This window comes from Pseudomonas germanica, assembly GCF_019614655.1.
Taxonomy (GTDB): domain Bacteria; phylum Pseudomonadota; class Gammaproteobacteria; order Pseudomonadales; family Pseudomonadaceae; genus Aquipseudomonas; species Aquipseudomonas neuropathica.
Genome location: NZ_CP071586.1, coordinates 4,501,371 through 4,526,197, shown reverse-complemented (window position 1 = coordinate 4,526,197; position 24,827 = coordinate 4,501,371). Strand labels below are relative to the sequence as shown.

25 protein-coding genes are annotated in these 24,827 nt (G+C 59.0%); 12 read left to right on the top strand and 13 right to left on the bottom strand.

Features of this window, described 5'->3' with window-relative positions:
- Positions 1-9: 9 nt before the first annotated feature.
- Positions 10-831, bottom strand: a complete 822-nt coding sequence (locus J0G10_RS19905; RefSeq protein WP_220556530.1) for an aldo/keto reductase — start codon at positions 829-831, stop codon at positions 10-12.
- 184 nt (positions 832-1,015) lie between these two features.
- On the bottom strand, positions 1,016-2,164 hold the full coding sequence (locus J0G10_RS19900; protein WP_095051022.1) for an aldose epimerase family protein: 1,149 nt from the start codon (positions 2,162-2,164) through the stop codon (positions 1,016-1,018).
- Between the two features lie 344 nt (positions 2,165-2,508).
- Between J0G10_RS19900 and J0G10_RS19895 the strand changes: the two genes are divergently transcribed.
- From J0G10_RS19895 to J0G10_RS19885, 3 genes are all read left to right on the top strand, one after another.
- The gene (locus tag J0G10_RS19895; RefSeq protein WP_095051023.1) at positions 2,509-3,258 is read left to right on the top strand and encodes a hypothetical protein; all 750 of its coding nucleotides are present in this window, start codon (positions 2,509-2,511) and stop codon (positions 3,256-3,258) included.
- A 316-nt stretch (positions 3,259-3,574) separates the two neighbouring features.
- On the top strand, positions 3,575-4,789 hold the full coding sequence (locus J0G10_RS19890; protein WP_220556529.1) for an MFS transporter: 1,215 nt from the start codon (positions 3,575-3,577) through the stop codon (positions 4,787-4,789).
- 229 nt (positions 4,790-5,018) lie between these two features.
- Positions 5,019-5,804 (top strand): sulfite exporter TauE/SafE family protein, encoded by a 786-nt coding sequence (locus J0G10_RS19885; RefSeq protein ID WP_034154648.1) that lies wholly within the window; start codon positions 5,019-5,021, stop codon positions 5,802-5,804.
- Positions 5,805-5,915: 111 nt separating this feature from the next.
- On the opposite strand, the gene J0G10_RS19880 is transcribed toward J0G10_RS19885, so the two are convergent.
- On the bottom strand, positions 5,916-6,380 hold the full coding sequence (locus J0G10_RS19880) for a GNAT family N-acetyltransferase (protein WP_095050840.1): 465 nt from the start codon (positions 6,378-6,380) through the stop codon (positions 5,916-5,918).
- Between the two features lie 208 nt (positions 6,381-6,588).
- Here J0G10_RS19880 and J0G10_RS19875 point away from each other — a divergent pair, with 208 nt between their 5' ends.
- Positions 6,589-7,152, top strand: coding sequence for a DUF4174 domain-containing protein (locus J0G10_RS19875; RefSeq protein ID WP_095050839.1), 564 nt, complete (start codon positions 6,589-6,591; stop codon positions 7,150-7,152).
- Between the two features lie 147 nt (positions 7,153-7,299).
- Here J0G10_RS19875 and ampC read toward each other — a convergent pair whose 3' ends face one another.
- Positions 7,300-8,466 carry a class C beta-lactamase gene (ampC, locus tag J0G10_RS19870; protein ID WP_220556528.1) on the bottom strand — a complete coding sequence of 389 codons (1,167 nt, stop codon included), beginning with the start codon at positions 8,464-8,466 and terminating at the stop codon, positions 7,300-7,302.
- A 160-nt stretch (positions 8,467-8,626) separates the two neighbouring features.
- Here ampC and J0G10_RS19865 point away from each other — a divergent pair, with 160 nt between their 5' ends.
- Positions 8,627-9,499 carry a LysR family transcriptional regulator gene (locus J0G10_RS19865; RefSeq protein ID WP_220556527.1) on the top strand — a complete coding sequence of 291 codons (873 nt, stop codon included), beginning with the start codon at positions 8,627-8,629 and terminating at the stop codon, positions 9,497-9,499.
- Positions 9,500-9,686: 187 nt separating this feature from the next.
- On the opposite strand, the gene gudD is transcribed toward J0G10_RS19865, so the two are convergent.
- A complete protein-coding gene (gudD, locus tag J0G10_RS19860; protein WP_095050836.1) occupies positions 9,687-11,030 on the bottom strand; it encodes a glucarate dehydratase in 1,344 nt (447 codons plus the stop codon).
- 40 nt (positions 11,031-11,070) lie between these two features.
- The gene (locus J0G10_RS19855) at positions 11,071-12,417 is read right to left on the bottom strand and encodes an MFS transporter (protein ID WP_220556526.1); all 1,347 of its coding nucleotides are present in this window, start codon (positions 12,415-12,417) and stop codon (positions 11,071-11,073) included.
- Between the two features lie 345 nt (positions 12,418-12,762).
- Here J0G10_RS19855 and J0G10_RS19850 point away from each other — a divergent pair, with 345 nt between their 5' ends.
- Entirely contained in the window at positions 12,763-13,476 is a 714-nt protein-coding gene (locus J0G10_RS19850) for a FadR/GntR family transcriptional regulator (RefSeq protein WP_093433993.1), read from the top strand.
- Between the two features lie 92 nt (positions 13,477-13,568).
- Positions 13,569-13,802, top strand: coding sequence for a hypothetical protein (locus J0G10_RS19845; RefSeq protein WP_095124442.1), 234 nt, complete (start codon positions 13,569-13,571; stop codon positions 13,800-13,802).
- Positions 13,803-14,019: 217 nt separating this feature from the next.
- Here J0G10_RS19845 and trhP read toward each other — a convergent pair whose 3' ends face one another.
- A complete protein-coding gene (trhP, locus tag J0G10_RS19840; RefSeq protein ID WP_220556525.1) occupies positions 14,020-15,351 on the bottom strand; it encodes a prephenate-dependent tRNA uridine(34) hydroxylase TrhP in 1,332 nt (443 codons plus the stop codon).
- A gap of 225 nt (positions 15,352-15,576) precedes the next feature.
- Between trhP and J0G10_RS19835 the strand changes: the two genes are divergently transcribed.
- Positions 15,577-16,638, top strand: a complete 1,062-nt coding sequence (locus tag J0G10_RS19835; RefSeq protein ID WP_093434002.1) for an AI-2E family transporter — start codon at positions 15,577-15,579, stop codon at positions 16,636-16,638.
- Here J0G10_RS19835 and J0G10_RS19830 read toward each other — a convergent pair.
- The 3 genes from J0G10_RS19830 to J0G10_RS19820 form a co-directional block, all read right to left on the bottom strand.
- Entirely contained in the window at positions 16,635-16,817 is a 183-nt protein-coding gene (locus J0G10_RS19830; protein ID WP_095050832.1) for a hypothetical protein, read from the bottom strand. The genes J0G10_RS19835 and J0G10_RS19830 overlap by 4 nt on opposite strands.
- A 98-nt stretch (positions 16,818-16,915) precedes the next feature.
- On the bottom strand, positions 16,916-17,110 hold the full coding sequence (locus tag J0G10_RS19825) for a hypothetical protein (RefSeq protein WP_016984641.1): 195 nt from the start codon (positions 17,108-17,110) through the stop codon (positions 16,916-16,918).
- A gap of 230 nt (positions 17,111-17,340) precedes the next feature.
- Entirely contained in the window at positions 17,341-17,700 is a 360-nt protein-coding gene (locus J0G10_RS19820) for a hypothetical protein (RefSeq protein WP_007917357.1), read from the bottom strand.
- Between the two features lie 256 nt (positions 17,701-17,956).
- On the opposite strand from J0G10_RS19820, the gene J0G10_RS19815 reads away from it, so the two are divergent.
- Both J0G10_RS19815 and J0G10_RS19810 read left to right on the top strand, forming a co-directional pair.
- Positions 17,957-18,775, top strand: a complete 819-nt coding sequence (locus J0G10_RS19815) for a shikimate 5-dehydrogenase (protein ID WP_095050831.1) — start codon at positions 17,957-17,959, stop codon at positions 18,773-18,775.
- A gap of 188 nt (positions 18,776-18,963) precedes the next feature.
- Entirely contained in the window at positions 18,964-19,482 is a 519-nt protein-coding gene (locus J0G10_RS19810) for a cupin domain-containing protein (RefSeq protein WP_095124445.1), read from the top strand.
- A 116-nt stretch (positions 19,483-19,598) separates the two neighbouring features.
- On the opposite strand, the gene J0G10_RS19805 is transcribed toward J0G10_RS19810, so the two are convergent.
- Positions 19,599-20,246, bottom strand: coding sequence for a YceH family protein (locus J0G10_RS19805; RefSeq protein ID WP_095124446.1), 648 nt, complete (start codon positions 20,244-20,246; stop codon positions 19,599-19,601).
- Between the two features lie 125 nt (positions 20,247-20,371).
- On the opposite strand from J0G10_RS19805, the gene J0G10_RS19800 reads away from it, so the two are divergent.
- Positions 20,372-20,881: a DUF1993 domain-containing protein gene (locus J0G10_RS19800; RefSeq protein WP_034154670.1), complete on the top strand. Its 510-nt coding sequence runs from the start codon at positions 20,372-20,374 to the stop codon at positions 20,879-20,881.
- A 251-nt stretch (positions 20,882-21,132) separates the two neighbouring features.
- Here J0G10_RS19800 and sstT read toward each other — a convergent pair whose 3' ends face one another.
- On the bottom strand, positions 21,133-22,365 hold the full coding sequence (gene sstT / locus J0G10_RS19795; RefSeq protein WP_095050828.1) for a serine/threonine transporter SstT: 1,233 nt from the start codon (positions 22,363-22,365) through the stop codon (positions 21,133-21,135).
- Between the two features lie 336 nt (positions 22,366-22,701).
- Here sstT and J0G10_RS19790 point away from each other — a divergent pair, with 336 nt between their 5' ends.
- Positions 22,702-23,865: an MFS transporter gene (locus J0G10_RS19790; RefSeq protein WP_102901657.1), complete on the top strand. Its 1,164-nt coding sequence runs from the start codon at positions 22,702-22,704 to the stop codon at positions 23,863-23,865.
- Here the strand turns inward: J0G10_RS19790 and nhaR are convergent.
- Positions 23,860-24,759 carry a transcriptional activator NhaR gene (gene nhaR, locus J0G10_RS19785; RefSeq protein WP_095050826.1) on the bottom strand — a complete coding sequence of 300 codons (900 nt, stop codon included), beginning with the start codon at positions 24,757-24,759 and terminating at the stop codon, positions 23,860-23,862. The genes J0G10_RS19790 and nhaR overlap by 6 nt on opposite strands.
- Positions 24,760-24,827: the final 68 nt, after the last annotated feature.

Genomic DNA, 24,827 nt, shown 5'->3' with positions numbered 1-24,827 from the left:
GTCGGCGGCTCAGACCATGGCCAGCCGCTGCTTGCGTTGTGGCGCTTTAAAAACCTGGTCCAGCGCCGCCAGATCCCCGGCCTCCAGTTGCAGTTGCGCGGCTTGTGCATTGAGTTGCACGTGTTCCGGTCGCACAGCCTTGGGAATCGCAATCACACCATCCTGACGCAGAATCCACGCCAGCGAAACCTGTGCGGGGGTTACGCCATGACGAGCGGCAATCTCATTCATCAGCGGTTCAGCCAGCATCGCGCCGCCTTGGCCAATCGGGCAGTAAGCCATCAGCGGCATGCGCTGGTGTTGGCACCACGGCAGCAGATCGAATTCGATACCGCGCTCTTCGAGGTTGTAGAGCACCTGATTGGTCGCGCAGACCGAACTGGAGAGTTCTTCGAGATCGTCGACATCGAAATTCGACACGCCCCAACGGCCGATCTTGCCGTCCTCGCACAGGCGTTCAAAGGCTTCGACGGTTTCTTCCAGCGGATACTGGCCGCGCCAATGCAACAGATAGAGGTCGATGTAATCGGTGTCGAGCCGCCGCAGACTGCGCTCGCAGGCCTGCGGGATGCCTTTGCGGCTGGCGTTGTGCGGGTAGACCTTGCTCACCAGAAACACCTGATCGCGCAGACCGGCAATGGCTTCGCCAACCACGCTTTCGGCGCCGCCCTCGGCGTACATTTCCGCCGTGTCGATCAGGGTCATGCCCAGCTCGATCCCCGTGCGCAGCGCCGCCACTTCACGCTTGTGCGCCGAGCGGTCTTCACCCATGCGCCAGGTGCCTTGGCCAATGATTGGAACCTGGACGCCGGCCAGTTCGAGGGTACGCATGCAAACCTCCTTGCTGAATGTGTCGATACCTTTTAGTGGGCAGCAGGATAGACCAGATCGTTCCCACGCTCTGCGTGGGAATGCAGCCCGGGACGCTCCGCGTCCCTTCGCGAGCTGGAACGCGGAGCGTCCCTTGAGGCATTCCTTTGCTGCGCGTGGGAACGATCAGGTACGGCGGGGCGAGTTATTTTGCGGAGAACTTCAACACCACGCTGTGGCTGTAAGCCTGCCCCGGATCAAGCCGAGTACTCGGGAAGTCCGGTTGATTCGGTGAATCCGGATAGTGCTGAGTCTCCAGGGTAAACGCGCCCCAGTGCGGATAGACCTTGCCACCCTTGCCCTTGACGGTGCCGTCGAGGAAGTTGCTGGTATAGAACTGCACACCCGGCTCCGTGGTGAACAACTGCAGCACACGACCGGACTGCGGGTCACTCACCTCAGTAGCAACTTTGCCGATATCGCCCTTGGTATCCAGCGCCCAGTTGAAATCAAACCCACCCTGTTTCGGCTCAGCGAATTTTAGCTGCGGATGATCCGCTTTGATGTGCGTGCCGATCTCCGTCGGTTTGCTGAAGTCCATCGGCGTGCCCGCCACGGGTGCCAGTTCGCCGGTCGGGATCAGTTTGGCGGTGACCGGGGTGTAATGGCTGGCGTGCAGGGTGGCGACCTGTTTGAGAATGTCGCCATTACCAGCGCCGGCGAGGTTGAAATAGCTGTGGTTGGTCAGGTTGAGCACGGTCGGTTTGTCGGTGCTGGCCTTGTAGTCGATGCGCAGCTCGTTGTTGTCGGTGAGGCGATAAGTCACCTCGGTGGTGAGGTTGCCGGGGAAACCCATTTCGCCGTCCGCCGACAGATAGGTCAGGGTCACGCCGACCGAATCCTTGTCCTTGGTTTCCTGGGCTTTCCAGACTTTCTTGTCGAAGCCCTGCGGGCCGCCGTGCAGCGCGTTGGTCTTATCGTTCTGCGGCACTTGATAGCGCTTGCCGTCGAGTTCGAAGGCACCTTCGGCGAGGCGATTGCCGAAGCGGCCGATGGTTGCGCCGAAGTAGGCGGTGCCTTTCTGGTAACCCTGGACATCATCGAAGCCGAGCACGACGTCGTCGAACTTGCCGTGCTTGTCGGCGACTTTCAGCGATTGCAGGGTCGCGCCGTAGGTGATGACGGTGGCTTGCATGCCGTGGCTGTTGCGCAGGATGTATTGCTCGACGGGCGTGCCGTCATTGGTTTTGCCGAAAGCTTTGTGTTCGGCGCTGAGGCCGGCCGCGTTGGCGGAGAGGGTGGCGATCATCAGGGACAGTCCGAGGCCGGAGAGCAGGTGACGGGATTGAAGCATGGTTGACCTTCCTTTTTGTTGTTGTTTTCAAAATGGCGCCGATGCCGTGTAGGAGCCGCCGAAGGCTGCGATCTTTTGATCTTGCTTCTAAACCCCAACGTCAAAAGATCGCAGCCTTCGGCAGCTCCTACAGGATAACTAGTCATGCTATTTGTGTGTGCAGTGAAGATTTATAGTTGATTAATCGTTTATTTCAACAATAAAGACAGACTAATTGGTTGGGCAAACATTGCCGAAGGTCGGCTGGTCGTGCGCACCACTGCACTTTTTCGCAATCGGCGGCTCTATCCATGGCCAGGATGCGGTGACTCCCGCCGCACAGGAATGTGCCTGTTCGAGATTTCATGCCGAGAGCTTTTGCCCTGATCGCCGCTTTTTTCCGCCGCCCGTGCCTGTTGCTGGCCTGTTTGTCGTCGCTGCTGTTCAGCGGTTGCAGTCACCAGGACGGCAATGGTTTCTTCAATCAGATGCGTGAAGGGAAGCCGCAGGAGTTCCTGCAGACCAGCGTCGACCGCATGGCCACGTTGGCGATGCGCGACAACCTCAGCAGCCTCTATCGCTTGCAAGCCAAGCTGTACCTGCGCAACCCGGACGAGCTGCGCAAGTCAGGGTTTCTCAACATCCATGCCGCTGTGAAGCAGGTGCGGATGGCCGTGGAGCAGCAACAGCCGTTGCCGGTGCTTGGCGGTCGAAAAGATTTGGCGGCGCTCAGCTATGCGATGAGTCCGGAGTTTCTCGGCGACCGTGTCGGCGCGTTCATCTATGCCATCGGCAGCATGCTGGTCACCGCCCATGGCAATCGCACTGAGTTCTACATGACCGATGCGATCAACCCGACGTTCGTTCACAACGCTGCACGCAATATCGAAAAAGCCACGTGGATCTTGTCCCAGCGGCAGAACAAGGAAGGGCAGCCGCTGCTGTTTTCCAATGAGATCTCGGAGGAGGGCAGCAACCTGAGCTTCGCCACCGAGTTCGGCAAAATCGTCGCGCGGCTGGACCTGATCACGCAGATGCTTGATGAGCGTTATCGGCGGATCGGCCTTAACTACGCGCAGAGTTTGTTGTTCCTGAATTTCTTGCCGGTGCAGTGAGTTCGGTTGGGGCGGTGATCATCAATGCAGCACAAAACCTGTGGGAGCTGGCTTGCCAGCGATGGCGGTGGGTCAGGCAAAACTATGTTGCCTGGCCTGGCCTCATCGCTGGCAAGCCAGCTCCCACAAGTTTTTGTGGTGGGCAGAGATCCAATGTGGGAGCGAGCCTGCTCGCGAAAGCGTTCCTTCAGGCGCTGAAGAGTTGACTGGTCCACCTCATTCGCGAGCAGGCTCGCTCCCACATTGATCAAATGGTGCGCCTATTTTTTGTATACAATCCGACGCCGCTATTGATCAAAATGGAGCCGCTCCCGTCATGACCGACCCTGCAAGCGCCGATTTCAGCCGCGTCGACCGCACCGCCCGTGCGGACAAACTACCCTATGCCGCGTTGCTGGCGTTCGCCATGACCGGGTTCATCGCCATTCTCACCGAGACCCTGCCCGCCGGGCTGCTGCCGCAAATCGGTGCCGGGCTCAACGTCAGTGAAGTACTCGCCGGGCAACTGGTGACGCTGTATGCACTGGGTTCGATTGTCGCGGCGATTCCGCTGACCGTCGCCACACGCGGCTGGCCGCGACGGCGGGTGTTATTGATGACGGTCGGCGGGTTTCTGTTGTTCAACACCGTCACCACGTTCTCCAGCCATTACGGTTTGACCCTCGCCTCGCGCTTTCTCGCCGGGATGGCGGCGGGGTTGTCGTGGGGGATCATGGCCGGGTATGCGCGCGGCATTGTGCCGGTGCATCAACAGGGTCGAGCACTGGCGATTGCCATGCTTGGCACCCCGGTGGCGCTGTCACTGGGCACGCCGGCGGGGACGTGGCTGGGCAATCTGATCGGCTGGCGTGCGTCGTTCGGGATCATGTCGGCGCTGGCTCTGGTGCTGGCCGCGTGGATTGTTATCGCCGTGCCGGATCGTCCGGGGCAAACCAGCGAGGAGCGTCTGCCGTTGCTCGAATCGCTGCGCCTGCCGGGTGTGCGACCGGTGTTGTTCGTGGTGCTGACGTGGATGCTCGGGCACAACATTCTCTACACCTACATCGCGCCATTTCTGATGCAGGCCGGGCTCGCCGATCGGGTCGATTTGGTGCTGCTGGTATTTGGCCTGTGTTCGCTGGGTGGGATCTGGATCATCGGTCTGCTGGTGGATCGCTGGTTGCGCTGGCTGACGTTGATCAGCCTCGCGGTGTTTGCGCTGACGGCGCTGGTTCTGGCGTTGGCAGCGTCGTCGCCGCTGATCATTTATACCTGCATGGCGGTGTGGGGATTGTCGTTTGGCGGTTCGGCCACGTTGCTGCTGACCTCGGCGGCGGACTCGGCAGGTGATCACGTCGATGTGGTGCAGGCGATGCTCACCACCTCTTGGAACGTGGCGATTGCCGGGGGCGGGTTGTTTGGCGGGTTGTTGCTGGATCGGGCGGGGGCGATGTCGTTTCCGTGGGCGTTGCTGATTCTGTCGCTGATTGCGCTGGCCACGGTGTGGGCCAACAAAAACCACAGCTTCAAACCTGGCCGAAGGGTGCACTGATCTAAGGCTCACCAAAAATCCCCTGTAGGAGTGAGCCTGCTCGCGATAGCGGTCTATCAGTGACGAACTCAGTGACTGAAACACCGCTATCGCGAGCAGGCTCACTCCTACAGTAAAGCGATGGTGAGGTCGATATGGCATAACGATAGACCGCATCGATATATGTGGTTATAAGAAAAATCGCTATGCTGCGGGCCAGATTTTTCCTGTCGTTTTTCTGGACGGTTTAATGGAATTGGCAAATTTCGGCCTGGTGATTGCCGGGCTGGTGGTGGGTTTTATTGTCGGCATGACCGGTGTCGGCGGTGGTTCGTTGATGACGCCGATCCTGCTGTGGTTCGGCATCAACCCGGCAACGGCGGTGGGCACTGACCTGCTGTACGCCGCCATTACCAAATCCAGTGGCGTACTCGTCCATCGCAAAAACAAGAACATCGACTGGGCCATCACCGGTTGGCTGACCCTCGGCAGCGTGCCGGCGGTGGCTATGACCTTGTGGTTCCTCAGCACCCTGCACACCGCGCCGGACGCGATGAACGCCATCATCAAACAGGCATTGGGCTTCGTCCTGTTCGCCACGGCGCTGGCGATCTTCTTCAAGAAACGCTTGCTCGACTTCGCCCACAAACGCGCCGGCGGCAACTACAACCCGAGCGGTTCGCGCCTGAACGTGATGACTGTGATCACCGGTCTGATCCTCGGCACCATGGTCGCCCTGACCTCGATCGGTGCAGGCGCCCTCGGCACTGTCGCGCTGTTCATCCTCTATCCGCTGCTGCCGACCCGGCGTCTGGTCGGCACCGAAATCGCCCACGCCGTGCCGCTGACCCTGGTTGCAGGCCTCGGCCACGCGAGCATGGGCAACATGGATTGGGGCGTGCTGGGCTTTTTGCTGGTGGGTTCTCTGCCAGGCATCTGGCTCGGCAGCCACCTGACCGGACGCATCTCCGATGAAGTGCTGCGCCCGTGCCTGGCGACGATGCTGGTGCTGATCGGCTACAAACTGGCGTTCTGATCTGGCCCCGCCAAATACGGTCTCATGTAGGAGCTGCCGCAGGCTGCGATCTCTTGATGTTGTTTTTAAAGATCAAAAGATCGCAGCCTTCGGCAGCTCCTACGGGTGTTCTTACTGGCGGGTGGCGTATTTCATCACCGTCACCGGCAAATCGTCGTAGACCAGCTCTTCAACCACTTCCCAACCCAGTCGCGCATACAGCGACTGCGACGTGTCGGTGTACAGATACAACTCGGGCACGCCTAGCGCCGCCGCTTCTGCAACCACTCGATCGACCAGTTGCGAAGCAATCCCGCGACCGCGCTCCTCAGCCTTCACATAAACCCCCGCCAGCCATGGCGTCAGGTTCGGGCGCAGCTTCAGATCGCTTTCGATCAGCAGCGCGCCGCCCAGCAAACGTGAACCTTCAAGCGCCACCACCACGCTGGGCACTGCGCCTTTGCCGCAGGATTCGCGCATGTGTTCGATGCGGTGTTCGACGGTTTGCCCGGGGCGAAACTCGCCCCACTCCTTGAAGTTGAGCGTGGCCAGTTCTTCGATCAATTCGGGGTGATCGCACAGGTAATCGATGTGCATGCGGGTGAACTCCATTTCATGGGCAGAACTACCACCCTAATGCGGTCATAAAAGGTAATCAAATCCGCGTTGCGATCACCTCGGATATGTTGCGCAATGTCGCGCCTGTCCTAAGCTTCTGACTAGGCGGAAGATATTTGCCGGGTTGTCCCGGAACAATCGCCACGATGCGCAATCATTAGAGCGTGGATATCAAAAGGAGATGCGCATGCTCATCAGGTCATTGACCCTGACACTCTTGCTGGCGATTGCCGGCCCCTTGTTCGCCGCTGACAACGATTCGCCCATCGCCGGGGACATGGGCCGCGCCCGACCGCTGATCGTGATCGCACAAAGCACGGTCGACCCCGTGTGGGTAAGCCTGAAAAAGTCGCTGGAAGACCCCGCGAACAAAAAAGGCGTAGCCGACCGCAACATCAAGGTCTACACCATCCTCAACATGTCCGGCCAGCTCGACGGCAAGGACATGGGCCAGCAAGACACCATGGCGCTGATCCGCGCATTGAAACTTGGCGCCGGCGCGTTGCCCAAAGTGATTTTGGTGGGCAAGGATGGCGAGAAGAAACTGGAAAGCTCCGGGGACGAATCGAAGTCGGTGGATTTGAAGAAGATCTTTGACACCATTGATGCCATGCCAATGGCTGAGAAGGAAGCGGCCGCTGCGGCTCAGGCGCCAGTTGCTGCCGAGCCTGAACCGGCCAAAGGTACGAAAGGCGCAAAGCCGACCAAGCCTGCAAAACCGTCTAAGCCGCCGGAAATGCCGGATGATTGATGGCATGGCCTGATTAAAAAAAGGGCGACCTCAGCAGGTCGCCCATTTTTTGTCCGCGAAAAGATCGCAGCCTGCTGCAGCTCCTACAGGATCGGGTTTTTCACTCGGTCGATGTAGGAGCTGCCGCAGGCTGCGATCTTTTGATTTTCAGTCAGCAACAGCGCTAAGAATTGTATGGGCGATTTTCACCCGCTCAGGAATCGGGAAGTTCTTGTTCGCCATGATCACAATGCCAATATCCTTGCTCGGCACAAACGCCACGTAAGTCCCGAAGCCACCCGTCGAGCCGGTCTTGTTTATCAACACATCTTCCGGTTGCGGTTGCGGCGGATTCAGCCACTGCACCTTGTGCGCCTCCATGGCCATTTCCGTCGAGTTGCCGGCGAGCAAACGCTCGAGACTGATCGGGTAGCGGTACATTTCCCAACCCAGGCCTTGGGTCATGTCGCCAACCGTGTAATAACCGGTGTGGGTATTGGCGATGGTTTTTTGCAGTACCGCTTCCAGCGTTTCAGGTTTCAGGTTGGCCTGCACGTAACGCAGCATGTCCACCGCGCTGGTTTTCACCCCGTAGGCCTGCGAATCCAGCGCACCGGGCGTGACGCGCACCGGTTTGCCGTTTTTGTCATAGCCCTGGGCATACAGGTCCATTTGCGCGGCCGGCACGCTGAGGTAGGTGTGCTGCAAACCGAGTTTCGGCAGCAGGGTTTGCGTCATTGCTTGGTCAAACGGCTGGCCGAGGCTCTTCGCCGCCAGATAACCGAACAATCCAAGGCTTGGATTTGAATACTGGCGATGACTGCCTGCCGGATAAACCGGTTTCCACTGTTGGAAATAGCCGAGCATCTTGTCAGGCGAATCCGCGTTGTCCGGAAATTGCAGTGGCAAGCCGCCGGCGCTGTAGGTGCCCAGTTGCAGCACGCTGATGTTGTCGAAGGTGCTGCCTTTCAGATCAGGCCAGAGCTGGCTGGCCTTGGTCGACAGGTCGAGTTTACCGGTCGCCAGGGCGTAACCGGCGAGGGTGGCGGTGAAGGTTTTGCTCACCGAGCCGATTTCGAACAAGGTGTTTTCGCTGACTTTTTGTCCGGTGTCTTTGCTGGCGACGCCGTAGTTAAAGTAATGCGCCTTGCCGTTGATGGTCAGCGCTACGGTGAGGCCGGGAACGTTCTGTTGCTGCATCACCGGCGTCACCGCTGCGTTGACCAGCGCTGACAGTTGCGCATCGTCGGGCACGGCGGCGAAGCAGGCACTGGTGCCGAAGAGCAGACCGAAAGCGGCGCAGGAAATGACTTTGCTCGATTGAATGGATGACATGAATGAACCACTCTCCATGAGTGTTGATGACGTTATCCCGCTACACTGCGGGCGATTTCTGTGTTGGGCGACTGATCAGCGCCGCCAATTTAGTCAGCGCGGTACCAATCGACAAACGACGAAAACTCGCACGAGCCATTAGAAAAATTTGGGGCTGGGCATGATTCGACCGCAATTGCCGCTGAATGCACTGCGTGCCTTTGAAGCGTCCGCGCGTCATTTGAGTTTCACTCGCGCGGCCGTGGAGCTGTGCGTCACCCAAGCGGCGGTCAGCCATCAGGTGAAAAGCCTTGAGGCGCAACTCAACGTCACCCTGTTCAAACGCCTGCCCCGTGGGCTGATGCTGACCAGTGAGGGTGAAACCTTGCTGCCGGTGCTGAGCACCTCGTTCGATCACATCGCGCAGATTCTGGAACGCCTCGCTGGCGGACAGTATCGCGAAATGTTGACCGTTGGCGCGGTGGGTACGTTCGCCGTAGGGTGGCTATTGCCGAGGCTGGCGGACTTCCGGGCGAAACATCCGCTCATAGATTTGCGGCTGTCGACCAACAACAATCGCGTGGATGTCGCCGCTGAGGGTTTGGATTACGCCATTCGCTTCGGTGCCGGGGCGTGGCATGGCATTGAGGCGACGCGTTTGCTCGATGCGCCGCTGTCGGTGTTGTGCGTGCCGGAGATCGCTCGGCAATTGCAATCGCCGGGGGATTTGCTGCAACAGACGCTGCTGCGCTCCTATCGCACCGATGAATGGCCGGAGTGGTTTCAGGCGGCCGGGTTGGCGACCCAGGCTGCGCCGCCGCAAAGCATCGTGTTCGACTCGTCGCTGGCGATGATGGAGGCGGCTTTGCAGGGCGGTGGGGTGGCATTGGCGCCGCCGCTGATGTTCGCCCGGCAACTGGCGGCGGAGGCGATTTGTCAGCCGTTTGCGATCGAGATTACGACGGGGAGTTATTGGTTGACGCGGTTGCAGTCGCGCCCTGAAACGACGGCGATGACAGCGTTCAAAACCTGGCTTCTGCAAATCTCTACATGACTCACATCATCCCCTGTGGGAGCTGGCTTGCCAGCGATAGGGCCGGCACGGCCAACATCGATGTGCTGACCCACCGCTATCGCTGGCAAGCCAGCTCCCACAGGTTCATTTGTTGAACCAGCTACTCGGATTCAACCCCTATTCCCAGTAGAAGTGAGCCTGTGGGGATATCGGTTTGGGTTGATGATCAGCGCACTAGACACGGCCGCTTGTTATCGAACTTCCAGCCCGGAATCAAAAACTGCATCGCCACGCTGTCATCCCGCGCGCCGAGGCCCATGCCTTTATACAGTTCGTGGGCCTTGGCCACCTGGTCCATGTCCAGCTCGACACCCAGCCCCGGTTTTTTAGGCACCTGCACCAGACCATCGATGATTTGCAGCGGCGCCTTGGTCAACCGCTGGCCGTCCTGCCAGATCCAGTGGGTGTCGATCGCGGTGATCTCGCCCGGTGCGGCGGCAGCGACATGGGTGAACATCGCCAGCGAGATATCGAAGTGGTTGTTGGAATGCGAACCCCAGGTCAGACCCCATTCATGGCACATCTGCGCCACGCGCACCGAACCTTGCATCGTCCAGAAATGCGGGTCAGCCAGCGGAATGTCTACCGACTGCAACTGGATCGCATGACCCATTTCACGCCAGTCAGTGGCGATCATGTTGGTGGCGGTTTTCAGCCCCGTGGCACGACGAAACTCGGCCATAACCTCTCGACCGGAATAACCGTTTTCCGCACCGCACGGGTCTTCGGCATAGGCGAGCACCTGATGCTGATCGCGGCACAAGCGAATGGCTTCTTTCAGTGACCAAGCGCCGTTCGGATCGAGGGTAATCCGCGCATCAGGAAAACGTTCGGCCAGCGCCGTCACCGCTTCAATTTCCGCATCGCCACTGAGCACGCCGCCCTTGAGCTTGAAGTCCTTGAAACCGTACTTCGCGTGGGCAGCTTCGGCTAGGCGCACCACGGCTTCGGCGCTCATGGCCTTCTCGTGACGCACGCGGAACCAGTCATTGTCGGCGTCCGGTTCGCTGCGATAGGCGAGGTCGGTTTCGCGCTGATCGCCAACGTAAAACAGATAACCGAGCATCTTCACTTCATCACGTTGCTGACCTTCGCCGAGCAGCGCCGCCACCGGTACATCGAGATGCTGACCGAGCAGATCGAGCAGCGCGGCTTCGAGGCCCGTCACCGCGTGGATGGTGATGCGCAGGTCAAAAGTCTGCAGACCACGACCGCCAGCATCGCGGTCGGCGAAGGTCTGGCGCACTTGATTGAGGATCTTCTGATACGTGCCGATCGGGCTGCCGACCACCAGGCTGCGCGCGTCTTCCAGGGTCTGGCGAATACGCTCGCCACCTGGCACTTCTCCGACGCCGGTGTGGCCGGCGTTGTCCTTGAGGATGACGATATTGCGGGTGAAAAACGGCCCGTGAGCGCCGCTCAGATTGAGCAGCATGCCGTCGTGGCCGGCCACCGGGATGACTTGCATGTCGGTGATGATCGGGGCTTTGGCGGTGTCGTGTGCGGTCATGGTTTTTATCCTTCTTATTTGCAATCTTTAAAAATGGACGTCAGGCGTGCTTTGGCGCGGCATCGGCGACGGCAATGTCAGCCGCAGGTTTCGGCGTGGTGCGCGCGAAGAAGACGATGATCGCGGCAATGATCGAGGTCGCGGCCAGGCCATAGAGGCCGCCCTGAATCGAGCCGGTGTGTTCTTCGAGCAGGCCGAAAGTGGTCGGCGCGACGAAGCCGCCGAGGTTGCCGACCGAGTTGATCAACGCGATCACCGCCGCCGCGATGCGTGCATCCAGATACGCCTGCGGAATCGGCCAGAACAGCGACGAAGCGGATTTGAAACCCAGCGCGGCAAAACAGATCGCGACGAAAGCGAAGATTGGCCCGCCGGTGGTGGACATGAACATCCCCGCAGCGGCGATCAACAGGGCGGTGGCGACCCACGCCTGTTGGTGTTTCCACTTGGCCGAGAACGAGGCGAAAGCGTACATGCCGATGATCGACAGCAACCACGGAATCGAGTTGAACAGGCCGACCTGGAAGTCGCTCATCTCGCCCATTTTCTTGATGATGCTTGGCAGCCAGAAGGTTGCCGCGTAGATCGTCAGTTGAATGAAGAAGTAGATCAGGCAGAACAGAATGATCTGGCGGTCCTTGAGCAGCTTGCCCATCGATGGCCGGATTGGCGTCGCGGTTTCGCGGGCCTTCTGTTCAGCATCGATGGCGTTGACCAATGCATCCTGTTCGGCGCGGGTCAGCCATTTCGCGTCGTGGGGTTTGGCGTCGAGCCAGAACCAGACGAACACGCATAGTCCCACCGAGAACATCCCTTCAATGAAGTACATCCATTGCCAGCCGTGCATGCCCAGCCCGTTGATTTGCAGGAGCAGACCGGACAACGGGCCGGAGATCAACGAGGCCACGGCGGAGCCGCTGAGGAAGATCGCAATCGCCTTGCCGCGTTCGGCGCCGGGCAGCCAGCGGGTGAAGTAGTAGATCACCCCGGGAAAGAACCCTGCCTCGGCCACGCCGAGCAAAAAGCGCAGTACATAGAAGTGGGTTTCGTTCTGGATGAACGCCATACCGGCGGCGACCAGGCCCCAGGTAAACATGATGCGGGTCAGCCAGATGCGTGCGCCGACTTTCTGCAGCAGCATGTTGGAGGGGACTTCGAACAGCGCGTAACCGATGAAGAACAGACCGGCGCCGAAGCCATAAGCGGCGGCACCAATACCGAGGTCATGTTCCATGTGAGTGCGGACGAAACCGATGTTCACCCGGTCAATGTAATTGACGATGAACATGATCACGAAAAGCGGCAGGACGTGGCGTTTCACTTTCGAGATGGCGGACGCGAGTGTCGAATCGACGCCCTCGTTCATCCCGGAGACGGAGGTTTTCACTTGGTTTTCTCCCACTGATTATTTTTATGCGGGGTAGGGCAGGTGCTGCGTTGTTGCTAGACATCATACAACCTAGAAATTTTGTCCTACAAGTAGGGTTGGCCGATTATTTTTCTCTGGGATGCCGGTTTTTTATGCTTTTTTGCGTTAATGATCAATGTTTACTGGGTTTTTTAAGGCGTAGAACATCGCGTCACCCCCAGGGAGACACGGTTCTGTTTGTCAGGAGTGTTTGAAGGTATTTCCGTTTATTTGAGTGTTGTCATACAAGTTGAGCCGCTAGACTCAATTTCGTCATCCCCGCAGGATGCTACGATCCACAAGCCCCGATCACCGGAACCGATCATGCAAGAAGACCTCGACGCTCCCGCCCGTAAACGTGCGCACAACCTCGCCCATGACCTGGTGGAGAAGCTCACGCAAAGCATACTGCTCGGCCAACTGTCGCCCGGCGACAAGCTGCCGTCAGAGAATTCCATCGTTCAGGAACACGGTGTCAGCCGCACGGTGGTGCGCGAGGCGATTTCCAAGTTGCAGGCCTCCGGCCTGGTGGAGACGCGCCACGGCATCGGCACCTTTGTCATCGAGCGTGTTGCGGAGCAGGGCTTACGCCTGAATGTCGACACGGCGCTCGGTGTGCGCAGCATTCTCGAACTGCGTCTGGGCCTGGAAACCCAAGCGGCGGCGCTGGCGGCGCAGCGGCGCACGGAGGCGCAAGTGCTGCAGATGCGCCAGGCGCTGGATGACTATCAGCGTCTGCTGGACAACAACGACAGTTGCGTCGAAGCGGATCGGCGCTTTCATCTGCTGATTGCCGAGGCCACCGGCAATGTTTGCTTCAGCGAGATCATGCAGCACCTGGGCAGCGCGATGATTCCGCGTCACCGGCTCAACGCCGCCGAGCGCGGTGCGGCGGATCTGAGCAAACTTGGGCAACTGGCTCATCTGGAGCACGAGGCGATTCTGAATGCGATCAAGCGTCAGGATGCGGACGCCGCGCGCGCGGCCATGTGGCTGCATCTGACCAACAGCCGCGACCGGTTTTCCGCGCGGGGTTGATGGCCGTTGGTCTGTTCGATAGCACGCCGTGCAAAGGGCTGATTCCAAGTTGAACGGCCCGGATATTCCGGACCTCCTGAGTGAGGTGCGTCATGGCTAACGATTTGCTGTTTCAGGGTGGCGTGCTGCCCACCGATTCGACCCGGCCGCTGCCCGGTACCGATGAACCGACACTGGCTGATCACGACTCACCGATGGGAATGCCCCCGGGGCGCGATCCATTGAGTGACGCCGACCGGCCGGATGATTGGAAAGATCCGGGAGCGGACGATGAGGGTGTGCCGCCGGCGGATGAGCCGACGCCGTTGTCGGATGATCGGCGCTGAGACTTGGTTTTTATGTTGAGTTTGCTGGCCTCATCGCGAGCGATTATGGATTCAGCCAAGCTGAACGATCGAGTCGATTATGGATTCAGCCAAGTCCAATGTTCTTGATGAAGTGTCGGTGATGGATTCACCGACGTAATTTCAGGTCGGTGAACTTCTCCAATATCCCCCAATCGGTCCCCTCTCCCTCTGGGAGAGGGCTAGGGTGAGGGCCTTCTCAGGCATCACGCAGATCCCGCATCAACAACCCAAACCGCAAATCCACCGCATCCGGAATCGGCACATAAACCGTATGCCCATCCCCCGGTGCCACCTCGATCGCTTCTTCTTTAGCGTTCTGCAACTCATGCAGATCAAAATGGAAATTGCCCTTCGGCGTCATCAACTCCAGATGATCACCCAAGGCAAAGCGGTTCTTCACCTTGACCTCTGCCAACCGCCCACGCCGCTCGCCGGTCAACTCGCCAACGAACTGCTGACGCTCCGACACCGAACTGCCGTGCTGATAATTCTGGTACTCGTCATGCACATGCCGACGCAGAAATCCTTCGGTGTAGCCACGCTGTGCGAGTGATTCCAGATCCGCCATCAGGCTGCGATCAAATTCACGCCCGGCCACCGCATCATCAATCGCGCGGCGATACACCTGGGTGGTGCGCGCGCAATAGAAGTGCGATTTGGTCCGGCCTTCGATTTTCAGGGAATGCACGCCCATGCGCGTCAAGCGTTCGACGTGCTGCACCGCGCGCAGGTCCTTGGCGTTCATGATGTAAGTGCCGTGTTCGTCCTCGAACGCTGGCATCAATTCATCGGGGCGATTGGCTTCCTGCAGCAGGAACACCTGATCGGTGGGCGTGCCCAGCCCCAGCGTTGGCTCTGGCTGGAAGGTCTGGACGATCTCGCCGAGCTGGTTTTCGGTGGCCTCTTGCGCTGAGTATTTCCAGCGACAAGCATTGGTGCAGGTGCCCTGATTGGCATCGCGCTTATTCATGTAACCCGACAACAGACAGCGCCCGGAGTAGGCCATGCACAGCGCGCCGTGGACAAATACTTCCAGTTCCATGTCCGGCACCTGCTCACGGATTTCGCCGATTTCCTCTAGCGACAATTCCCGCGACAGGATGATCCGGCTCAAACCCATCTGCTGCCAGAACTCGACGCTCGCCCAGTTCACCGTATTGGCCTGCACCGACAGGTGAATCGGCATCTGCGGGAAATGTCGTCGCACGAGCATGATCAATCCCGGGTCGGACATGATCAGTGCGTCGGGGGCCATGTCGATGACCGGTGCCAGATCCTTGAGGAAGGTCTTCAACTTGGCGTTGTGCGGGGCGATGTTGACCACCACGTAAAAGCGTTTGCCTTGCGCCTGCGCTTCACGAATCCCCAGCGCCAGATTGGCGTGATCGAACTCGTTGTTGCGCACCCGCAGACTGTAACGCGGCTGGCCGGCGTAGACCGCATCGGCGCCGTAAGCGAAGGCGTAACGCATGTTTTTCAGGGTGCCAGCGGGGGCGAGCAGTTCGGGGGCGGCGAGGGTAGGGATCATGGCGGTGTCGGTCGCAAAAGCGCGGCAGGGTAAGGCGGATTCGGGCGCGGCTTATTGATCTGGATCTACGCTTTGCACTGAGCGCGTTTTGTTGTGGGTGAACGAGCTCGATAAGCGGCTAACGCTGATCCGCAACTATGCTCCATGAATAAAGATGGCACTCGTGCAGGCCGCGGTTGACTAAGCATCGGGGCGTGCATGACGCCTGACTGACATGGATCGGACATGAACGAAAAAAGCCTTCAATTCAAATCCCTCACCGTGCTGCTGTTGCTGGTCACGGTGGCGTTTATCTGGATCCTCTTGCCGTTCTACGGCGCGGTGTTCTGGGCGGTGATTCTCGGCATTGTGTTTGCGCCGATGCAACGCCGGCTGCAGGCGAAATTCGGCTGGCAGCGCAACCTGACGTCCCTGTGTACCTTGTCGGTCTGCCTGGTGATCGCGATTCTGCCGGTGATCATCCTCAGTGTGCTGCTGGTGCAGGAAGGCGCGGCGGTCTACAAGAACATCGAAAGCGGCGAACTGGACATCGCTGCGTATCTGGCGCAATTCAAGCACAGCCTGCCGCCATACTTTCAGCATTTGCTCGACCGTTTCGGCATGGGCGAGCTCAATGGCCTGCGCGAGAAAATCGTCAAATCGGCGATGCAGGGTAGCCAGGTGCTGGCCAGTCAGGCGTTCAGTTTTGGCCAGGGCACATTCGAATTCGTGGTGAGTTTTTTCATCATGCTGTATCTGCTGTTTTTCTTTCTGCGTGACGGCGCCGAGCTGGCGCGCAAGGTGCGCACCGCCGTGCCACTGGAGGAAGGCCACAAGCGGCGCTTGCAGTTGAAATTCAACCGCGTGGTACGCGCGACGGTGAAGGGCAATCTGGTGGTCGCGGTGACGCAGGGCGCATTGGGCGGGGCGATTTTCTGGTTTCTCGACATCCCCAGCGCGCTGCTGTGGGCAGTGTTGATGGGGTTTTTGTCGTTGCTGCCAGCGGTCGGCGCGGGGATTGTCTGGGCGCCGGTGGCGGTGTATTTCCTGCTCAGCGGGATGATCTGGCAGGGCGTGGTGTTGGGCTTGTTCGGGGTCTTCGTGATCGGTTTGGTGGACAACGTGCTGCGGCCGATTCTGGTGGGCAAGGACACCAAAATGCCCGACTACATGATTCTGATCTCGACCCTTGGCGGCCTGGCAGTCTTCGGTCTCAACGGCTTTGTGATCGGGCCGCTGATCGCGGCATTGTTCATGTCGAGCTGGGCGCTGTTCGCCGAGACCAAGCCCAAAGTGCAACTGCCTTAAGCGTGAAACGGCGCGCTGACGATCTTCTGCGACAGTGCCTGCGCAGCAGGCAAGGAAGTCAGCGGGCCGCTGATCGCTTCGCCGTCACGCATCAGATACCAGCAGGCGAGCAGGCCCGTGGCCCTGAGCGAAGCGGGGACGGCGCTGCCGATAACGGACATGATTTGAACCTGAGCCATGACGAGTACCTCCATCTATCAATGGAGCTACCTTAGAGATTCGCCGGTTCTACGGACAATCAACGCTTTCGATAGTGGTCATTGATGCCGTTGAGGCTTCAGTCGACCACTTGATCAAGCATGTGCATGACTTCGCGCTCGTTGAGCAAACCTTTGTGCACGAGGTTTTCCGCCAGCAGCGAAAGGAACTTGGCGCAACGATGGCCTTCCAGGTGCTTGAGCTCGGTCAGCGCGCTGTACACCTTGCTGGAGGTGCACAGGCCGACGATGCGGTGCGGGTTTTGTGTTGGCATACAGTCGTCCTTGTTGTTATCAACCTGTTGTTTACGGACGGATTCAGATTGCGGTTCCGTCATGACAAATAAGTGACCGTTTTATGGAAAAGTACACAACGGTCAAACAATCATGCCGACTTTAGCCGGTGAAACTGTCCTCACAGCGACCTTGGCGAGATTTTTTCAGACGCTGGCCGACCAACGGTCATAAAAAAGCCCCGCTGTAAAAGCAGGGCTTTGTTTTTTGGTTACCAGCGTGGACCGCCATAGTAGCCATGTGGCCGACCGTAATAACCGCGAGGCGGGCCGTAATAGACGGGGGCCTGTTGAATGTACACCGGCTGCTGCACATACACCGGTGCTGGCTGGTAGTAGACCGGTGGTGGCGGCTGCTGCACGTAGACCGGTTGCGGCTGCACATAAACTGGCTGTTGCTGCACATATACCGGCCGATCCTGGTTGATCAGCGCCGAGCCGATGATGGCCGAGCCGACGATCGCGCCAAACACCGCAGGGCCTTGCCAGCCGTGGCCACCACCGGCTTCTGCCTGACCTGTGACAGCAAGTGCGCCAATCAACAAGGCCAGAATGGGGAGTTTACGAATCATGATAAATCCTCGGTTCTTCGACCCGGCGGCAGGGCCTGCACCAGGCCCACAGTTGTCGCGGGGATACTTCTAAGACAGCGAAATTCTGAAAATCAGCACAGCCGCTGGGTAAATTTTGTGTAAGGTCTGTACCGGCTTCTTTACCGTGACGCTTGATGGTCCCGGAACACGTTTAATACAGGCCTCTATGATCATTCAGAAGCCGATGGGCTGGCTAATCCCGTTTATCCGAAAGTGCGTTTGAAGGAGAAGTTTCATGCAGATGAACCCGAACAAAGACACCCAATTGTGCATGTCCCTGTCGGGGCGCCCGGGTAACTTCGGTCTGCGTTTTCATAACCATTTGTATGAGCAGTTGGGCCTGAACTTCTATTACAAGGCTTTCAGCAGCCAGGACCTGACCGGCGCGGTGGGCGGTATTCGCGCGTTGGGCATCCGTGGTTGCGGCGTGTCGATGCCGTTCAAGGAAGCGTGCATTGCGCTGGTCGATGAACTGGATGCATCGGCAGCGGCGATCCAGTCGATCAATACCATCGTCAACACCCACGGCCATCTCAAGGCTTTCAACACTGATTACATCGCTGTGGCGCAGTTACTGGAAACCCACGCGGTGCCCAAGGCATCGACCTTCGCCCTGCGCGGCAGCGGCGGCATGGCCAAGGCGGTGGCCAGCGCCCTGCGTGACGGTGGTTATAAAAACGGTTTGATCGTTGCGCGCAATGAGCGGGCAGGGCGTGCGTTGGCGGATTCGCTGAGTTATCGCTGGCAGGCGGACCTGGGGGAGGAGCGGCCGCAAATGCTGATCAATGTGACCCCGGTGGGCATGGATGGCGGACCGGAAGCGGGGCAGTTGGCGTTTGAGCCTCAAGTTATTGCTGCGGCTGAGACGGTATTTGATGTGGTCGCGATCCCGTCGGAGACGCCGCTGATTGTGCGGGGCCGGGCCGAGGGTAAAAAGGTCATTACCGGGCTTGAGGTAATTGCGATTCAGGCGCTGGAGCAGTTTGTCCTGTACACCGGCGTGCGCCCGACTGAAGAGCAGTTTGCGGCGGCGGTGGCGTTTGCCCGGAGCTGATTGAGTGTTGTGGTGGCAGGGCGGGCCTCTTCGCGAGCAGGCTCGCTCCTACAGTTGGAAAGCGTTCACCCTGTAGGAGTGAGCCTGCTCGCGATGGCCTCACTACGGATTCAGATCTGAACATTGCCTATACTGCCTCCCCAGCAAGCACAGACTTGCCCACCATAAAAACCGTGACCGAGGCTCCCATGCATCCGCCCATCCTCAACCTGCATCAGGTCGAACTCGAACCCCTGCCCGAAGCCCTGGCCCCGGAAGGCGAAACCGCCGGGCGCTATCAACAGCGCATGGCGCGGATTGGCCAGCAACTGGGTTCGCAGAAACTCGGTTATCGCCTGTATGCCTTGCCACCGGGCATGCGCGGCAGCCCGTTTCACAGCCATCGGGTCAACGAAGAGATGTTTTACGTGGTGGCCGGGGAGGGCGAGGTGCGTCTGGGCGCCGAGCGTTTCCCGATCCGCGAAGGCGACGTGATTGCTTGCCCGCCGGGTGGGCCGGAAAAGGCGCATCAGATCATCAATACCAGCTCGGGCGAATTGCGCTATCTGGCGGTGAGCACCCAGCAGCAGCCCGATATTTGCGAATACCCGGATTCGAACAAGTACGTGGTGATGGATAACTTCAAGGTCGATGCTGAGGGCAATGCCTCAGGCTTTGTCGCAGTGGCACGGCAGGCGGATGGCGTGGATTACTGGGATGGTGAATAACACGCAGATCCCTTGTAGGAGTGAGCCTGCTCGCGATAGCGGTGTGTCATCCAAAAATGATGTGACTGACACACCGCTATCGCGAGCAGGCTCACTCCTACATTGGTTTTGTGTGATTATTCGAGGCGGGCCAGGCGTTCTTCCAGCGCTGCGATTCGCGCTTCTAGCTCTTCGATACGCTCAACCGAAACGCCACTGCTTGCACCGCGATCCTGCGGACTTTGCCGCGCTGCCATAATTGCCTCGCTATCCGCCGGATCACCCAACGCATGGGTATAGCGGTCTTCGCGCTGCCCGGCCTGACGCGGAATCAACACCGCCAGCCCCCGCGCAATCAATCGCTCAAGCTGATGCACAACCTGTTCTGCGTCTTCGAAATCATGCATGCGCCCGCTGCGGGTCAGCAGTTCATTGACGGTTTGCGGGCCGCGCAGAAACATCAGTCCGCTAAGAATCACCTGCGCTGGCACCAGTTCCAGCGCCTTGTCGACCTTGTGCTCCCAGCGGTCGGCGCGACTGCCCATCACCAGCCTGGCGAAACCGCGACCTTCCAGCGCCCGCAAACTCTGGCCGACCTGACCCTGGCTCAGGTTCATCACCGGTTCGCGGCTGGTTTTCTGATTGCAGGCCAACACCAGCGCATTGAGAGTCAGCGGATAGGTTTCCGGGCTGGTTGCCTGTTTCTCGATCAGCGAGCCGAGAATACGGATTTCCGTTGCGTTGAGCCGTGGTTCGTCGAAGCTGGATTCTGTCTCTGTGGTCATCGCGCGTTCCCTCTGCAGTCGAAGGCGCCTAGCCTAATCCTTGCCAAACAAAAGGCAAGCCGTGTGGTCATCAAGCATGGCTATAATCGCCTCCTTGTTCCACCCAGCCACCACACGAGACTGCCATGACCATTTCCCTGTACGCCGCATCCGTCCCGGTTTTTCAACAAATGCTCAACGCCCTGAGCGATGTCCTGAAAAAGGCTGAAGCCCACGCCACCGAGAAAAACATCGATCCGAACGCTTTCCTGCAGGCCCGTCTGTACCCGGACATGTTCCCGCTGACCCGCCAGGTGCAGATCGCCGTTGACTTCGCCAAAGGTGTTTCCTCGCGTCTGGCTGAAGTCGAAGTGCCTAAGTACGACGATACCGAAACCACCTTCGCCGAGCTGCAAGCCCTGATTGCCAAGGTGCTGGCCTACATTGGCGAGATCAAGCCAGAGCAGATCGATGGCAAGGAAGGCATCGAAATCGTTACTCGTCCGGGTACGCCGAAAGAGAAGCGCTTCAGTGGTCAGGCTTACCTGCTGACTTACGGTCTGCCGCAGTTCTTCTTCCACGTCACTACCACCTATGCGCTGCTGCGTCATAACGGGGTTGAAGTGGGCAAGCGTGATTACATGGGCGCGTTCTAAAACGTCAAAGCCCTCATCGGAACGCCGCCCGCCTAGCCCTCTCCCAGAGGGAGAGGGGACTGACCGAGTTGTTTGTTCTAGATACGCCGACCTGATCTATCGAGTCGAACTCAGGTTTGAGCAGCACTCGGTCTGCCCCCTTTCCCCCTCGCCCCCTTGGGGGGAGAGGGCTGGGGTGAGGGGGAAAAGATCTCAGCCACAAAAAAGACCGCCAGGTTCACACCATGGCGGGCTTTTCATTACAGCGAATATCAAGCCGTGCGTTGGGCTTTCGCTTCTTCACCCAAACACGCCGCAGCGGTAAACAACACGTCAGTCGACGAGTTCAGCGCCGTCTCTGCCGAATCCTGCAGCACCCCGATTATGAAACCGACTGCCACCACTTGCATGGCGATTTCGCTTGGAATACCGAACAGGCTGCACGCCAGCGGAATCAACAGCAACGAACCACCCGCCACGCCCGAAGCGCCACAGGCGCAAATGGCGGCGACAACGCTGAGCAGAATCGCCGTCGGAATATCCACGGCAATACCCAGCGTATGCACGGCCGCCAGGGTCAGCACGGTGATGGTGATCGCCGCACCGGCCATGTTGATGGTCGCGCCCAGCGGGATCGACACCGAATAGGTGTCTTCATGCAGACCCAGACGCTTGCTCAATTCCAGATTGACCGGAATGTTTGCCGCCGAGCTGCGGGTGAAGAATGCGGTGATGCCACTTTCACGCAGGCATTTGAGAGTCAGCGGATACGGGTTGCGACGCAGTTTCCAGAACACGATCAGCGGGTTCATCACCAGTGCCACGAACAGCATGCAGCCGAGCAGCACGGCCAGCAGGTGCGCGTAACCGATCAGCGCACCGAAACCGGAGGTGGCCAGTGTCGATGCCACCAGACCGAAAATGCCCAGCGGTGCGAAGCGAATCACCACGCGCACGATCACCGTCACGCCATTGGACAGATCACCCAGCACTTCACGGGTGGTGTCGCCGGCATGACGAATCGCGATGCCCATGCCGATCGCCCACGCCAGGATGCCAATGAAGTTGGCGTTCATCAGTGCGCTGACCGGATTATCGACCACGCTCAACAACAGGCTTTGCAGCACTTCGCCGATACCGCCCGGCGCCGTCACCGAAACGTTGTCGGTCGACAGCACAAGGTGCGATGGGAACGCCATGCTCGCAACCACGGCCACGACCGCCGCCGCAAAAGTGCCCAGCAAATAGAGGAACAGGATCGGGCGGATATGGGTTTCCTGGCCGTGCTTGTGGTTGGCAATCGAGGCCATCACCAGCACGAACACCAGAATCGGTGCGACGGCTTTCAACGCTGAAACAAACACTTTGCCGATGAACGCCGTGCCTTTCGCCGCTTCCGGGGCAAACAGCGCCAGGGCAATACCGGCGATCAGGCCGATGAGGATCTGCGTGACCAGGCTGAGGTTCTTGAGGCGTTGCAGTAGAGAAGGGGATGAAGCGGTCATAGCGGCATCTCTGATTTTTTATAGGGTGCAAGGTTGCGTAAAGCGATGGCAAAACAGGGGCAGACCACCGCCACGAACCGAAAGTGTTGACGCGACATCAACGCCAATAAACCGGTCGTTGAGCAGGTTGTACGTTTTTCAGGGCGCGGACTTTATCACAGCGTAGGCCTTATCCTTCAGGCATGTGACGATCTGCCACCGGATCAGGCAACAAAGTCGGCAGGTTTGTGCAAGTCAGCCCGGACACACTCTGTTAAGATTGCACATCCTTATTTTCAAATTTCGCCAGCGGGCCTTCGGGTCAACGCTGGTGTCGTCGTTTTGCTGGAGTTGCGCATGCTGTTGCCCATTCTTCTGTTGTCTGCCGCCGGGTTCACGGTGCTGACCACGGAATTCGTCATCGTCGGCCTGTTGCCGGCGATTGCCCGAGACCTCGAAGTCACCATCCCGCAGGCCGGGTTGCTGGTGACTTTATTCGCTTTTACCGTGGCGATGTTCGGGCCTTTCCTGACCGCGTATTTCGCCCGTTTCGAGCGGCGCAAGCTGTTTATCAGCATCTTGATCATGTTTGGCCTGGCCAATACCGTGGCGGCGCTGGCGCCGAACATCTGGGTGATGGCGATTGCCCGGTTGATCCCGGCGCTCGGTCTGCCGGTGTTCTGGGCCTTGGCCAGTGAGACCGCAGTGGACATCGTCGGCCCGGATTTCGCCGGTCGCGCGATCGCCAAGATCGGTTTCGGCATTGTCTGCGCCACGGTGTTCGGCATCCCGGTTGGCACGTTGATTTCCGATGCGTTCGGCTGGCGCAGTGCCTTTGGCATTCTGGCGGTGATCGCTTTTGCCAAAGCCTTGTTGCTGTTTGTTTATCTGCCGAAAACCAGCCTGCACCAACATCAGGTCAGCTTCCGCTCGCAGTTCAAGATTCTGCGCAGCCCGTTGATGATCGGCCACATCGTGCTGTCGATCCTGGTGTTCAGCGGCATGTTTACCGCTTACACGTATCTGGCCGACATTCTTGAGCGCCTCGCCGGGTTCAACGGCACCGTGGTCGGTTGGTGCCTGATGGCTTTCGGTGCGGTCGGTCTGATCGGCAACTCCCTGGGCGGTCGTGCGGTGGATCGCCATCCGCTGGGGGCGTCGGTGTTGTTCTGTGCGTTCATGATTGCCGGCATGGTCTCGCTGGTACCGAACATTCATTCGCCGCTGGGGCTGGCGGTGGCGATGGGGATCTGGGGCGTGACTCAGGCTGCGTTGTTCCTGGTCAGCCATGTGCGCCTGATGAAAGCCGCGCCGGAAGCGCCAGCGTTTGCTGCTTCGTTGAATATCGCCGGGGCCAATCTGGGGATCGGCCTGGGCGCCATCGTCGGTGGCCGGGTGATCGACAGCGCGGGTCTGGGCTTCCTCGGGTTTGCCGCCGCCGGGTTCATTTTGCTGTCGGTGTTCCTCGCCATGGTGCTGATGACGCTCAAGCCGCGCGAAATGTGCGCCGAGGCTTCATAACGCAGTAAATAGCTCGCGTCGGGCACCTTCGGTAATCGCAACGATGCCGGGGTGCTTGACCTTGCGCTCTACCGAGATGGCATAGAACGACTCGGTCACTGCGTCGGTCTGGCCAATCAGCTCGACGCCGCACTGGCGCTTCACTTCATCGGCAATCACGCTTGGACCGATAAAAATCCCGCTGCCGGATTGGCCGAACGCCTGCATCAACGCACTGTCATCAAACTCGCCGACGATTTGCGGCTGGATCTGCTGCTCGGCAAACCAGCGCTGCAAGCGGCTGCGCACCACGGTTTCCGGTCCGGGAATCAACAGAGGCGCACCGTGCAGGCTGCGCGGGAAATCCTGACCGTATCTGGCTGCCAGTTCCGGGGTGGCGAAGAAACTGATTCCGCACTCACCGAGCTTCTGGCTGTAGCCCTTGATGTCGAGGTGCGAGGGCATCGGGCTGTCTGAAATCACCAGATCCAGGCGCTGGATCGCCAGATCGGCGAGCAAACGTTCGAGTTTGTCTTCGCGGCAGGTAATGCGCAGGGGCTCGTTCAGCTCCATGGTTGGCGCGATCAGGCGATAGACAATTGATTTAGGCACCACGTCAGCCACGCCGACGCGGAATAGGATCTGCTGCTCGTTGGGCTGGGCACGCAGCATCAGTTCCAGTTCGCCGCCGAGCTGGAACATCTGCTCGGCGTAGGGCAGGGCTTGTCGCCCGGCTTCGGTCAATTCGAGTTGCCGGCCGACGCGTCTGAATAACTCGATGCCATACGTCTGTTCGAGCAGTGATATCTGCCCGCTGATGGTCTGTGGCGTCAGGTTCAGTTGCTCGCAGGCGCGCACGATGCTGCCGGTCTTGGCCACAACCCAGAAGTAATGCAGTTGGCGGTAGTTGAGCATGAGTGTCATCACTTCGTGAAAACCGAAGTATAGCCGCTAAAAATACGAATTTTCCTGAAGTGTTTGTC

Bases quoted from the DNA above. Each gene is read 5' to 3' on its own strand.
- J0G10_RS19895 (WP_095051023.1), top strand. From the start codon at position 2,509: ATGCCGAGAGCTTTTGCCCTGATCGCCGCTTTTTTCCGCCGCCCGTGC.
- J0G10_RS19800 (WP_034154670.1), top strand. From the start codon at position 20,372: ATGACCATTTCCCTGTACGCCGCATCCGTCCCGGTTTTTCAACAAATG.
- gudD (WP_095050836.1), bottom strand. From the start codon at position 11,030: ATGACCGCACACGACACCGCCAAAGCCCCGATCATCACCGACATGCAA.
- J0G10_RS19830 (WP_095050832.1), bottom strand. From the start codon at position 16,817: ATGGCTCAGGTTCAAATCATGTCCGTTATCGGCAGCGCCGTCCCCGCT.
- nhaR (WP_095050826.1), bottom strand. From the start codon at position 24,759: ATGCTCAACTACCGCCAACTGCATTACTTCTGGGTTGTGGCCAAGACC.
- J0G10_RS19805 (WP_095124446.1), bottom strand. From the start codon at position 20,246: ATGACCACAGAGACAGAATCCAGCTTCGACGAACCACGGCTCAACGCA.
- J0G10_RS19875 (WP_095050839.1), top strand. From the start codon at position 6,589: ATGCTCATCAGGTCATTGACCCTGACACTCTTGCTGGCGATTGCCGGC.
- J0G10_RS19865 (WP_220556527.1), top strand. From the start codon at position 8,627: ATGATTCGACCGCAATTGCCGCTGAATGCACTGCGTGCCTTTGAAGCG.
- J0G10_RS19885 (WP_034154648.1), top strand. From the start codon at position 5,019: ATGGAATTGGCAAATTTCGGCCTGGTGATTGCCGGGCTGGTGGTGGGT.
- ampC (WP_220556528.1), bottom strand. From the start codon at position 8,466: ATGTCATCCATTCAATCGAGCAAAGTCATTTCCTGCGCCGCTTTCGGT.
- J0G10_RS19810 (WP_095124445.1), top strand. From the start codon at position 18,964: ATGCATCCGCCCATCCTCAACCTGCATCAGGTCGAACTCGAACCCCTG.
- J0G10_RS19825 (WP_016984641.1), bottom strand. From the start codon at position 17,110: ATGCCAACACAAAACCCGCACCGCATCGTCGGCCTGTGCACCTCCAGC.
- J0G10_RS19790 (WP_102901657.1), top strand. From the start codon at position 22,702: ATGCTGTTGCCCATTCTTCTGTTGTCTGCCGCCGGGTTCACGGTGCTG.
- J0G10_RS19900 (WP_095051022.1), bottom strand. From the start codon at position 2,164: ATGCTTCAATCCCGTCACCTGCTCTCCGGCCTCGGACTGTCCCTGATG.
- J0G10_RS19880 (WP_095050840.1), bottom strand. From the start codon at position 6,380: ATGCACATCGATTACCTGTGCGATCACCCCGAATTGATCGAAGAACTG.
- J0G10_RS19890 (WP_220556529.1), top strand. From the start codon at position 3,575: ATGACCGACCCTGCAAGCGCCGATTTCAGCCGCGTCGACCGCACCGCC.
- trhP (WP_220556525.1), bottom strand. From the start codon at position 15,351: ATGATCCCTACCCTCGCCGCCCCCGAACTGCTCGCCCCCGCTGGCACC.
- J0G10_RS19815 (WP_095050831.1), top strand. From the start codon at position 17,957: ATGCAGATGAACCCGAACAAAGACACCCAATTGTGCATGTCCCTGTCG.
- J0G10_RS19845 (WP_095124442.1), top strand. From the start codon at position 13,569: ATGGCTAACGATTTGCTGTTTCAGGGTGGCGTGCTGCCCACCGATTCG.
- J0G10_RS19905 (WP_220556530.1), bottom strand. From the start codon at position 831: ATGCGTACCCTCGAACTGGCCGGCGTCCAGGTTCCAATCATTGGCCAA.
- sstT (WP_095050828.1), bottom strand. From the start codon at position 22,365: ATGACCGCTTCATCCCCTTCTCTACTGCAACGCCTCAAGAACCTCAGC.
- J0G10_RS19850 (WP_093433993.1), top strand. From the start codon at position 12,763: ATGCAAGAAGACCTCGACGCTCCCGCCCGTAAACGTGCGCACAACCTC.
- J0G10_RS19835 (WP_093434002.1), top strand. From the start codon at position 15,577: ATGAACGAAAAAAGCCTTCAATTCAAATCCCTCACCGTGCTGCTGTTG.
- J0G10_RS19820 (WP_007917357.1), bottom strand. From the start codon at position 17,700: ATGATTCGTAAACTCCCCATTCTGGCCTTGTTGATTGGCGCACTTGCT.